Below are 10,482 nucleotides of genomic sequence, written 5' to 3'. Positions count from 1 at the left end.
AACTTGCATTGATTTTCTTAACACCTAATATTGAATTACTCATCAATTCACGCAATGCAATTGTTTCATGTGGAGCTAATGTTCTATTATCATTCATATCTTCACCTCCCTATAATATAGGTTCACCACAGGGACTGTTTAAATTCATGGCAATATTATCCACAAATAAAATATAATTTTCCAATTATGAATCAACATAAGAATAACCTTATAAACTTGATTAAGACAAGTTTTTATACATACACTAACACAATTACTATACTACATACATAAAACCTTACCATAAGCCAATACAAACCTTAAAACACTATATCAATTATTTTTCAAATTTTATCAGGGGATATATACTTTATATGGGAATGAATAGTAAAGTAGATCAATTATAATAAATTATTAAACTAAGAAATGTTTTAATTATACATTAAAACTGCTGAAATTGCAGATAGTTTTAAAACAAAGTAATAAGTTATCTTTTTCAACTAATTTTTATAAACAATAAATAGAAAATAATAAAAAGCAATCGGGAATAAAGTATAAAAATACTTTTCCCCGTTGCTTTTGAATTTTTAAGTTATTAATAATTTAATGAACTTCTACTTATTATTATTTTTGCTCAGGTTGTTGACTTTTTTGATTGAGTTTATTGTTTTGGTTTAGGTAATTTAATCTACCGTCTAAATATTGAAGATGTCTATTTACATCGGAAGTCATTTGATCATACATTTGCTTTGCCTGTGGATCTTCAGTAGCTTGAGACATCATAGCATAGCAACCTTTTGCTGATTCACATGCTGCTATAGCTTGTTGTAAATCACTCTTTACTGTCATTTCTATCACCTCACTTTTCTTGAATTAGGTTACCCTAAATTTTAATTAAAATTCAATAATATAAATATATATAGATATAATTTAAATAGAAAAATATATTTATAGCATAAGTGGAGAACTATTAGTTAACTAAGGTAGAAGAAATTTAATGGTAAATAATGCAGTATATTATTTTCTGTTTATTAACATACTATATAATATTAAAATAACAAAAGAGGTGAATTTCTATGATTAGTGCAGAAGTTGCTATTTATCCCTTAAAATCTTCACATGCAACGAAAGTAATAGATAATTCTATAAAAACATTAAATAATAGTAATATAGACTATACAGTGAATTCTATGAATACACGATTAAGAGGAAGAAAAGAGGAAATATTTAATACATTAGAAACAATGTTTTCTGAAGCTGAAACCACTGGTGGAGAGGTAAGTATGGTGGTTACAATAACCAACGCAGGTGAAAAAGATCTTATATAATTCAATAAAAAATATTTTTAATATTAATTTTACTAATAAATAAAAAAGGATTGGGCATACTTATAAAAGATAGGGTTGTGTATCAAAAAATACTTAAAACAAGGAAAAGACCTCCTTGGATATGAAATTGAATATATCAAAAGTATTAGAATTAAATAAACTAAAATAGAAAAGACCAGGAATTTAATCTTGGTCTTTTCTAATTTTTTATAGTGGATAGAAAATAAATATTTCATTAACCCCTATGAATAATAATTTATTATAATAAATATATTGGATATTGAAAACTTAGTTTTAATATAGGAAAATATTAAATATTCTAGTAAAGTGTTATATAGCATGATAAGTACAAATCTAGGGGACTTAGGGTCGCTGGTTCAAATCCAGTCATTTTGATTCAACTATAAAAAGTTAAAAATAAGTTTAGAGACAATCTTTAGATTAATAACTCTAATTTATTTGACTACATACTAAAAATTATATTACATTATAGATTTCTTAAAGTAGTTTCACACAATATATAGATGTGATATACTATAAATAATAATTACATTAAATTGGAGGTATTGTTTTGCTTTTGTATTTAGAAGTTTTATTAATTATGTTATTTGTAACAGCTGTATTTGGATATATATTTGTAGTATTAAAGGAGAAACTTTATTTAAAAAATAATATTATTGTAATAAATAAAAAAGCAGTGACTCAAAAACATTTAGATGAAGCTGATATGAAAGAATTTGTTTTAGATGGATTTAGAGTTAAAGCAGGAGATGAAGTTAAAGTTATAACTATAAGAAAAGAAAAGTTTAAAGGTATAATAATTGGTGCAAAAAAGAAAGAGAAATCTATTCTAATGGTAACTCATAAAGATGAAATAAAACAATTTAAAATAGATAATATACTAAAATTTAAAGTAGTGAGTAAGTATGGAAAGTTTTTTAACTAATAATAAGTACAATTATTTTTAAATAAATTTTATTTATAAGCAGGAAAATTTAAACTTATGAAGAAATCTATAAAGATACATTTGTAAAGGGGGATATTTGTGTCTCAAGAGAGGCGAGAGAAAAAAAGACAAAAAAAGAGAAAATATCGTATAGCATTGATATGTTCTATAATGCTATATTTAGTCTTTAGAAGCGTTCCTTCGTTTTTAGCTACTTCATATCGTACTATTGTACCCGAACAAGGGGTTTTAACAGATAAAATTGTTACCCAAGGCATTATTTTAAAAAATGAAAAAGTATATAAAGCAGATAGTAGTGGAAAACTAGAAATTTTAGTAAAAGAAGGAGAAAGAATTCCTGCTGGGAAACAAATTGCCCATATAAGTTTATTAAATGACACTTCTCAACTAAAACAAGAATTGAATGAAATTGAAAACTCAATTACTGCCTTAAAGAAATCAGAAAAAGAAAAAGAATTATTAAAGGTAGATGAAAGTAAACTAGGAGAAAATATTGAAGATTTGATCCTTAATATACAAGAAAATATCAATAAAGGTCAATATGCAGAAGTTCAATATACAAAAGATAAGCTTTCCTTATATGATTCTAAAGCAAAAGATATTTCTGGAGAAAAAACTTTACTTAACCAAAGTTTGGACAACTTAAATAAAAGAAAAGAAGAAATAGAAAAGGATATTAAAAGTAATAATATTAATTATTATTCTAGTAATGGAGGCATAGTTTCTTTTAACATAGATGGATATGAAGAAGTTTACTATCCTAAAGAATTTGAAAACTATACTTATGATAAGATAGATATCCTAGAAAAAGACAAAAAAAATGAAAAACCTAAAGTTGATGTATCTGTAGGAGATCCACTATTTAAGATAATAGATAATTTTGAATGGTATATGGCTATAAAAATAGAGGATTTAAAGGATATTAAGTCTTTTGAAAAAGGACAATCTATAACTTTGTTTATGGATGAAACCAAAAAAGAAATAAAGGGAAAGATATTATCAATAAATATAACTAAAAATAAGGCTGTAATGGTTATAAAATTTACCACTTTGTTCCATGAATATTACGACTATAGATTTTCAACAGTAGAGATAGTAAAATATAAAAAAGAAGGATTAAAAATACCTAGTAAAGCAATCGTTGAGAAAGATGGTATAAAAGGAGTATATATTAAGGAAATAAGTGGAATTGTTAAATTTAGACCTATTAAAGTATTAGGTGAAGATGATAAGTATACTTATGTTCAAAAAGGTGACAATAGAGGATTTATCAAACTAGAAGATGAGAAAAATCCTATTAAGACCATTACTCTATATGATGAAATTTTCTTAAATACTATGAATATAAAAGAAGGACAAATCCTGGATTAATTAAATGGGAGGGGATAAAAATTAGTATTAAAGATAATCTACTAGCTATAGAAGAAAACATAGAAAAGGCTTTAATCAAGTCAGGCAGAAAAGATGATAAAGTAGAATTAATAGCAGTTACTAAAACTATCGATGTAGATAGAATACAGGAAGCTATAAACTTAGGTATTACTAATATAGGTGAAAATAGAGTCCAAGAGCTTGAAAAGAAGATAGAAGTTATTGGAGGTAAAGTTGATTATCATATGATTGGTCATTTACAGACTAATAAGGTTAAGTATATAGTACCTAAAGTAAAAATGATTCATTCATTAGACAGACTTTCCCTAGCTAAAGAATTAAATAAGAGAGCTAATATGAATAGTTTAACAATAAATGCTCTTATTGAAGTGAATGTAGCTGAAGAGGAAAGTAAATTTGGACTAAAAATACAGGAAGTAGTTCCTTTTATTGAAGAAGTATTAAAATTTAAAAATATTAGAGTTAAAGGGTTAATGACTATTGCACCTTATACTGAAAATGTGGAATCAATAAGGTATGTATTTAAGGAACTATATAAACTAAAAGAGGACATAAGTAGGAGAAATTATGAAAATTTATCCATGGATTATTTATCTATGGGTATGACAAATGATTATGAAGTTGCTATTGAAGAAGGTTCTAATATGATTAGGATTGGAACTGGTATTTTTGGAACAAGAAATTATTAGGAGGGATAAAATGGGTAATATAATGGATAAATTTAAATATTTTATAGGAATAGACGACTTAGATGAAGAAGAATATGAAGATGAAGAAGAAACACTGGAAGTACCTGTAACTACAAAAACCAAAAAGATAAATAATAATGTGGTAAATATCCATACTAATAGTAATATGAAACTAGTAGTCCATGAACCTTTAAGTTATGAAGAAGCTCCACGCATAGTAGACGATTTGAAAATGAGGAAAACTGTTGTAGTTAATTTAGAGCAATTAGAGGTAAATGTAAAAAGACAAATATTTGATTTTATTAATGGAGGATTATACGCTCTAGAAGGTAATATTCAGAAAGTTACCAAAGACATATTTGTTTTAGCTCCAAACAATGTGGAAATAGATGGTATCAAAGATGAATTAAGAAATAGGGGAATATTTCCTTGGTAAAAATATTAGATTTGAGGTAGTTAGATGATTACTTTATTTAGGGCAATAAATATATTGTTTAATATAATTGAATTTTTAATAGTTATTAGAATATTATTATCTTTATTGAATATTGGTCCTTACAACCCATTAGGAAAGATTGTATATGAAGTAACAGAACCCATACTAGGGTTTGCTAGACAGTTAATTTATAAATCAGGAATAAATACTGGAATGTTTGATTTCTCTCCATTATTAGCTATCTTAATTTTAAGATTAATATCTGCTCTTTTACTTAGAATATTATTTTAAGTGTAGGTATCTTTATGAGATTAGATAGAGATAAATATATTAGTCATATACAAGATAGAGATAAGATAATGGAAATGAGAAAGGTCATAGATAAAGTTGAGATAGTATGTAACAATTATTCTATTGAAACAACAGATTTTCTAGATCCTTATGAAAGGAAGTTGGCTAAATCTATTTTAAATAGCTTTGATGAAATTTCTTATTATGAAACTGGTGGTTTAAAAGAAGGCGAAAGACAAGTTATAGTAATCTATCCTTATTATTATGATAAAGAAAATATAGATGATTATATAGTCGGTTTGAAGATTGAAGGAAATTTGGAGAGATTATCCCATAAAGATTTTTTAGGAGCTATACTCCATTTAGGAATAAAGCGAAGTAAAATAGGGGATATATTAATACATGGGAACTATGTAGAAGTTATAGTAAAAAAAGAAATATCAGACTTTTTACTACTAAATTTAGATAGAGTGAGTAATGAAAAAGTTAAGATTTGCATAGTATCTTTAGATCAAATTAGTCCCAGTAAAATAGATTATAAAGAGATAAAATTAACATTATCATCATTTAGATTAGATGTTTTAATTAGTAGTACTTATAATTTATCTCGCCAAGAAAGTCAAAACATTATAAAATCTGGGAAGGTTAAAGTTAACTGGGAACCTATAGATAAATCATCTAAAGATTTAGAAGAAGGAGACATAGTGTCTGTTAAGGGCTATGGACGATGTATTCTCTACTCTATTGAAGGATTTAGCAAAAAAGGTAGGATAAAGTCCACCGTAAGAATATTAATATAAATGGAGTGAGTTAAATGATTACACCTCTAGATATACAGAATAAGGAATTTAAAAAATCTTTTAGAGGATATAAGGCTGGAGAAGTAGATGGCTTTTTAGATGAAATTATTATGGATTATGAAAGAATATATAAAGAGAATATTGAGTTAAAAGATAAGATTGGTATGTTAACAGATCAAATTAGGCAATATAATAATTTAGAAGATACTTTAAAAAATACTTTAGTAGTTGCTCAAACTACGGCGGATGAAGTTACTACTTCTGCTAGGCATAAAGCCGAAGTGATTATTGAGGATGCAGAATTGGAAGGAAAAAAATTAATTGATAGTGCCAGAGAAGAAGTTAGAAACATAAAAAGAGAATATGAGTATTTGAAAAAAGAAATTTTTATATTTAAAACTAGGTATCAATCTTTTATTGAAGCTCAACTCATATCTTTAGATGAATTTTATAAAGGAATAGAAAATGGAGATATTCATGAAAAAGATAAAGACCATAATGATGATGAATTAGAATTATTTGAAGATATGGTGGTAGATGAAATTAATGATATGGGGGCATAAATGCCCTTTTTTCTTTTCTATTGACACAAGGCTTAAAATGATATAAAAAATATATTGGTGGATAATGGTAGAAAATTATTTTAAGCTACATTGTTTGGATAAAGTATAAATGGAACTATTTAAAGGATATTTGGAGGAATATAAATGACAAGAAAAGTTATTATAGATGATAATATAGAAATAGGAGAGGGAAGTTTTACAATTATTGCAGGACCTTGTGCCATTGAAAGTAAAGAACAAATGGAGACAATAGGTAGTTTTTTGAATAAATTAGGAATAAAGATATTACGTGCTGGAGCTTTTAAACCTAGAACTAATCCAAATTCCTTCCAAGGATTAGGTATAGAAGGACTAAAAATTTTAAACGATATAAAAGAGAAATATGATTTTAAAGTTATATCTGAAATAATGGATCCTAGAGATATAGAAGAAGCATATCAATATATAGATATATTCCAAATAGGATCTAGAAATATGCAAAACTTCTCTTTATTAAAAGAAATGGGAAAGCTAAACAAGCCTGTTTTATTAAAGCGAGGTATGAGCGCTACAATTAAGGAATGGATTATGGCAGCAGAGTATATAAGAGTTGAGGGAAATGAAGACATTATCTTGTGTGAAAGAGGTATTAGAACTTTTGAAAATTATACTAGAAATACTTTAGATCTAATGAGCATTCCTATAATAAAATTAGAAACAGATTATCCTATAATTGTAGATCCTAGTCATGGAACAGGTAGAAGAGAACTTGTTACACCTGCTTCAAAAGCTGCAAAGGCATTAGAAGCAGATGGAATTATTGTTGAAGTCCATCCAGATCCTGAAAAAGCATTGTCTGATGGTTTTCAGTCTTTAAATTTTGATGAATTTATAGAACTATTTAATATATTAACTATAGAATAAGGGTAGTTAAATCCCTTCTATATACATACTATGATAATAGTAAAATATAGGAGGGATTTTTTATGGTTAAAAGCTTAAAAAAAGATGATGATTATTTATTATTTTTCTTTATACTTTTGTCTGATATTTGGAATGCTGAATATAAGAAGAATAGTCTTCTCTTTTTTCTGCTAATATTGTTATTTTATGCTCATTAAAATATTGAATCTTTAATAGAGTAATGGGCATATTATTAATCAAAGAAAAAGTATAAGTATATAGCTAGATAATGGTTAAACAGGAGGATAACTATGGGGAAAGAAAAAATAAGTCTTTTTAAAGAGAGATTATTGAAAGAGAAGAAAACAGCATTAGAAACTATTGATAAGATGAATAATATGGAAGAGTATGGATCTATGGATGAATACTATAGCGAACTTTCTTCTTATGATAATCATCCAGCAGATATAGGAACTGAAGTGTTTATGATGGAACAAGATAGAGGATTAAAAAGTAAGTTAAATGATACTTTATATGAAATAGATAATTCATTACAAGATCTTGAAGATGGGAATTATGGTATATGTAAAGTATGTGGCAAGAGAATAGATGAAGAAAGGTTAGAATTGATTCCTTATTTAAAAACTTGTATAGAGTGTACCAATGAAAAGTTGCCTTTAGAAAAGAAAATGCAATTTAGACCAGAAGAAGAGGATAGCATTAGCCCTTTTAGTAAAGATAGAAGTGAAGGGAATGAGTTTGATAGAGAAGACAGTTATCAAGAAGTTGCGAGATATAATATAGTAGATAAGGACCCTTCGTTTTCTACAGGAGATGATCTTGGAGTTTTAGATGATACCCATAGAGATGGAGTTGAAGAAGTAGAGAATATTTCTCAAGAATATTATGATGAAACTAAGAAGTGAAACTTCTCTGGTAACATTAACCAGAGAAGTTTTTAAATATACATACCTATATTGATAATCCTATCATAATCGTATAAAATAGATTATGATATTAACTAGATGAGGAGGAAACTATTTTGTTATTTATACTTTCTGTATTAATTGTGGTATTGGATCAAGTAAGCAAATTAGCCGCTATAAGGCATTTAAAGGGTAATGTTCCTTATGTTATTATTGAGAACTTTTTTCAGTTAAATTATGTAGAAAACTTTGGTGCGGCTTTTGGAATTTTACAACATAAAAAAATCTTATTTATTATAATAACTTCTTTAGTAGTAATATGTATTTCATTATTTTTAATTAGAAATCAGCACGCTTTAAATAGATTTATGAAGGTTGCCTTAGGTATGCTTCTTGGAGGAGCAATAGGTAATTTAATAGATAGAATTAGACTTGGATATGTGGTAGATTTTATAAGCGTAAAGTTGATAAATAAATATGATTTTCCAGTATTTAATGTAGCTGATGTATTCATTGTAGTTGGAACCGTATTAATTGTGATTTTAGTATCGTTTGACAGGTATGAGGCATAGGAGGAAATTATGAATATAGTTGAAATATATGTGGGAGAGGAAGATAATGAACGACTAGATACCTATATAGCAGATGAGTTAGATGAAATTTCTAGAACTTATATTCAAAAATTAATAAAAGAGAATTTAGTTCTTGTAAATGGTAAGACCATGAAGGCTAGATATCTAGTGAAAGAAGGAGACTACATAAGGGTAGAATTGCCTCAGCCTAAAAAACTGGAAATAAATGCTGAAAATATACCCATAGATATTGTTTATGAAGATGAAGACGTAGTAATAGTGAATAAATCTCAAGGCATGGTAGTTCATCCTGCACCAGGAAATTATAATGGAACTTTAGTAAATGCGCTTTTATACCATATAGATAGTCTTTCTTCTATAAATGGAATAATAAGGCCTGGAATAGTACATAGGTTAGATAAAGATACTTCTGGATTACTTATTATAGCCAAGAATGATGTATCTCATAAAATATTATCTGAGGAACTAAAGGAAAGAAAAATTAAAAGAGTATATATAGCTCTAGCTCATGGAATTCTAAAAAATGATGAAGGTACTATTAATGCTCCTATAGGTAGGCATTCCGTTGATAGAAAAAAAATGACAGTAACCGATAAAAATAGTAAGGAAGCTATAACTCATTATAGGGTTCTTAAAAGATTTGATAACTATACTTTTGTAGAGCTTTCTTTAGAGACAGGAAGAACCCATCAAATAAGAGTTCACTTAGCTTATATTAATCATCCTATTGTAGGGGATCCAGTATATTCAAAAGGAAAAAATGAATTTAATTTAAATACACAGCTGCTTCATGCTAAGAAATTAGGCTTTATTCATCCTACAAAAAAGGAATACATGGAGTTTCAAGCTGACCCTCCAGAAAATTTTAAAAAAGTCATGAATATTTTAGAAAATAGAAATAGGTAGGTGAAATAGATGGATATAAAAGCAATAATACTAGATGAGAAAGCTATACAAAGAGCAACTACTAGAATAGCTAATGAAATTATAGAAAGAAATAAGGGAACAAAAAATACTGTTTTGGTGGGAATTAAAACTAGAGGAGTACCATTTGCTGAAAGATTGGCTGAAAAAATTGATGAAATTGAAGGAGATAAAGTACCAGTTCTAACTTTAGATATTACTTTATATAGGGATGATTTAACAGAAATAAATGAGCAGCCTATAGTGAATGATGAATTTCATGGAGATATTAAAGATAAAACTATTGTTCTTGTAGATGATGTGATTTATACTGGAAGAACTGTTAGGGCTGCTTTGGATGCTTTGGTCGATAAAGGAAGACCAAGTAAAGTTCAGTTAGCTGTTCTAATAGATAGAGGACATAGGGAGCTGCCTATTAGAGCAGATTATGTAGGAAAAAATGTTCCTACTTCTAAAAGTGAAATAGTAAGTGTTAATTTTAAAGAAATAGATGGAATGGATAGAGTAATTATTAGAGATTGAACCCTCCCCCACTTATAGAAGATGGGGGATTCTTTTTCGTAAAGAAGTTTGCTATTACTTTTCAACCTAATTACTTAGGAAGCCTTATTCTTTTTGGCGTGTCCAAGTACGCCCTATGCTGAAAGCAAGTGCTCACAGTTTACATTTATACTACCTTAATCCTTACTGGATTTAAATACTCTTCATCAAT

General features: G+C 27.4%; 15 protein-coding genes. 14 read left to right on the top strand and 1 reads right to left on the bottom strand.

Features of this window, described 5'->3' with window-relative positions; translation table 11 throughout:
- Nucleotides 1–603: 603 nt before the first annotated feature.
- Nucleotides 604–828: a DUF1657 domain-containing protein gene (locus tag KQI42_RS20465; RefSeq protein ID WP_216522635.1), complete on the bottom strand. Its 225-nt coding sequence runs from the start codon at nt 826–828 to the stop codon at nt 604–606.
- Between the two features lie 227 nt (nt 829–1,055).
- Between KQI42_RS20465 and KQI42_RS20460 the strand changes: the two genes are divergently transcribed.
- From KQI42_RS20460 to pyrR, 14 genes are all read left to right on the top strand, one after another.
- Nucleotides 1,056–1,307: a YkoF family thiamine/hydroxymethylpyrimidine-binding protein gene (locus KQI42_RS20460; RefSeq protein ID WP_216522633.1), complete on the top strand. Its 252-nt coding sequence runs from the start codon at nt 1,056–1,058 to the stop codon at nt 1,305–1,307.
- 571 nt (nt 1,308–1,878) lie between these two features.
- Entirely contained in the window at nt 1,879–2,253 is a 375-nt protein-coding gene (locus tag KQI42_RS20455) for a hypothetical protein (protein WP_216522631.1), read from the top strand.
- A gap of 99 nt (nt 2,254–2,352) precedes the next feature.
- Nucleotides 2,353–3,645 carry a biotin/lipoyl attachment domain-containing protein gene (locus KQI42_RS20450; protein WP_216522629.1) on the top strand — a complete coding sequence of 431 codons (1,293 nt, stop codon included), beginning with the start codon at nt 2,353–2,355 and terminating at the stop codon, nt 3,643–3,645.
- Nucleotides 3,645–4,355, top strand: a complete 711-nt coding sequence (locus tag KQI42_RS20445) for a YggS family pyridoxal phosphate-dependent enzyme (RefSeq protein WP_343231733.1) — start codon at nt 3,645–3,647, stop codon at nt 4,353–4,355. Before KQI42_RS20450 ends, KQI42_RS20445 begins: the two co-directional genes overlap by 1 nt.
- A gap of 10 nt (nt 4,356–4,365) precedes the next feature.
- Nucleotides 4,366–4,791: a cell division protein SepF gene (locus KQI42_RS20440; RefSeq protein ID WP_216522627.1), complete on the top strand. Its 426-nt coding sequence runs from the start codon at nt 4,366–4,368 to the stop codon at nt 4,789–4,791.
- Nucleotides 4,792–4,815: 24 nt separating this feature from the next.
- Nucleotides 4,816–5,082: a YggT family protein gene (locus KQI42_RS20435; protein WP_216522625.1), complete on the top strand. Its 267-nt coding sequence runs from the start codon at nt 4,816–4,818 to the stop codon at nt 5,080–5,082.
- 14 nt (nt 5,083–5,096) lie between these two features.
- Nucleotides 5,097–5,882, top strand: coding sequence for a YlmH family RNA-binding protein (locus KQI42_RS20430; RefSeq protein ID WP_216522620.1), 786 nt, complete (start codon nt 5,097–5,099; stop codon nt 5,880–5,882).
- Between the two features lie 14 nt (nt 5,883–5,896).
- Nucleotides 5,897–6,445 carry a DivIVA domain-containing protein gene (locus KQI42_RS20425; protein WP_216522617.1) on the top strand — a complete coding sequence of 183 codons (549 nt, stop codon included), beginning with the start codon at nt 5,897–5,899 and terminating at the stop codon, nt 6,443–6,445.
- A 144-nt stretch (nt 6,446–6,589) separates the two neighbouring features.
- Nucleotides 6,590–7,348, top strand: coding sequence for a bifunctional 3-deoxy-7-phosphoheptulonate synthase/chorismate mutase (locus KQI42_RS20420; RefSeq protein ID WP_216522615.1), 759 nt, complete (start codon nt 6,590–6,592; stop codon nt 7,346–7,348).
- A 62-nt stretch (nt 7,349–7,410) separates the two neighbouring features.
- The gene (locus KQI42_RS21575; protein ID WP_281420533.1) at nt 7,411–7,545 is read left to right on the top strand and encodes a hypothetical protein; all 135 of its coding nucleotides are present in this window, start codon (nt 7,411–7,413) and stop codon (nt 7,543–7,545) included.
- A 93-nt stretch (nt 7,546–7,638) separates the two neighbouring features.
- Nucleotides 7,639–8,253: a TraR/DksA C4-type zinc finger protein gene (locus tag KQI42_RS20415; protein ID WP_216522613.1), complete on the top strand. Its 615-nt coding sequence runs from the start codon at nt 7,639–7,641 to the stop codon at nt 8,251–8,253.
- A gap of 116 nt (nt 8,254–8,369) precedes the next feature.
- Nucleotides 8,370–8,825 (top strand): signal peptidase II, encoded by a 456-nt coding sequence (gene lspA, locus KQI42_RS20410; RefSeq protein WP_246566761.1) that lies wholly within the window; start codon nt 8,370–8,372, stop codon nt 8,823–8,825.
- A gap of 9 nt (nt 8,826–8,834) precedes the next feature.
- On the top strand, nt 8,835–9,752 hold the full coding sequence (locus tag KQI42_RS20405; protein ID WP_216522611.1) for an RluA family pseudouridine synthase: 918 nt from the start codon (nt 8,835–8,837) through the stop codon (nt 9,750–9,752).
- Between the two features lie 9 nt (nt 9,753–9,761).
- The gene (pyrR, locus tag KQI42_RS20400; protein ID WP_216522609.1) at nt 9,762–10,292 is read left to right on the top strand and encodes a bifunctional pyr operon transcriptional regulator/uracil phosphoribosyltransferase PyrR; all 531 of its coding nucleotides are present in this window, start codon (nt 9,762–9,764) and stop codon (nt 10,290–10,292) included.
- Nucleotides 10,293–10,482 lie beyond the last annotated feature (190 nt).

The sequence above is a fragment of the Tissierella simiarum genome, assembly GCF_018917865.1.
GTDB lineage: Bacteria > Bacillota > Clostridia > Tissierellales > Tissierellaceae > Tissierella_C > Tissierella_C simiarum.
This window is presented reverse-complemented; position numbering and strand designations above follow the sequence as displayed.

Excerpts from the sequence above, each read along its gene's own strand:
- KQI42_RS20460 (WP_216522633.1), top strand. The coding sequence starts at position 1,056 with ATGATTAGTGCAGAAGTTGCTATTTATCCCTTAAAATCTTCACATGCA.
- pyrR (WP_216522609.1), top strand. The coding sequence starts at position 9,762 with ATGGATATAAAAGCAATAATACTAGATGAGAAAGCTATACAAAGAGCA.
- KQI42_RS20435 (WP_216522625.1), top strand. The coding sequence starts at position 4,816 with ATGATTACTTTATTTAGGGCAATAAATATATTGTTTAATATAATTGAA.
- KQI42_RS20440 (WP_216522627.1), top strand. The coding sequence starts at position 4,366 with ATGGGTAATATAATGGATAAATTTAAATATTTTATAGGAATAGACGAC.
- KQI42_RS20465 (WP_216522635.1), bottom strand. The coding sequence starts at position 828 with ATGACAGTAAAGAGTGATTTACAACAAGCTATAGCAGCATGTGAATCA.
- KQI42_RS20415 (WP_216522613.1), top strand. The coding sequence starts at position 7,639 with ATGGGGAAAGAAAAAATAAGTCTTTTTAAAGAGAGATTATTGAAAGAG.
- KQI42_RS21575 (WP_281420533.1), top strand. The coding sequence starts at position 7,411 with ATGGTTAAAAGCTTAAAAAAAGATGATGATTATTTATTATTTTTCTTT.
- KQI42_RS20420 (WP_216522615.1), top strand. The coding sequence starts at position 6,590 with ATGACAAGAAAAGTTATTATAGATGATAATATAGAAATAGGAGAGGGA.
- KQI42_RS20425 (WP_216522617.1), top strand. The coding sequence starts at position 5,897 with ATGATTACACCTCTAGATATACAGAATAAGGAATTTAAAAAATCTTTT.
- KQI42_RS20430 (WP_216522620.1), top strand. The coding sequence starts at position 5,097 with ATGAGATTAGATAGAGATAAATATATTAGTCATATACAAGATAGAGAT.
- KQI42_RS20405 (WP_216522611.1), top strand. The coding sequence starts at position 8,835 with ATGAATATAGTTGAAATATATGTGGGAGAGGAAGATAATGAACGACTA.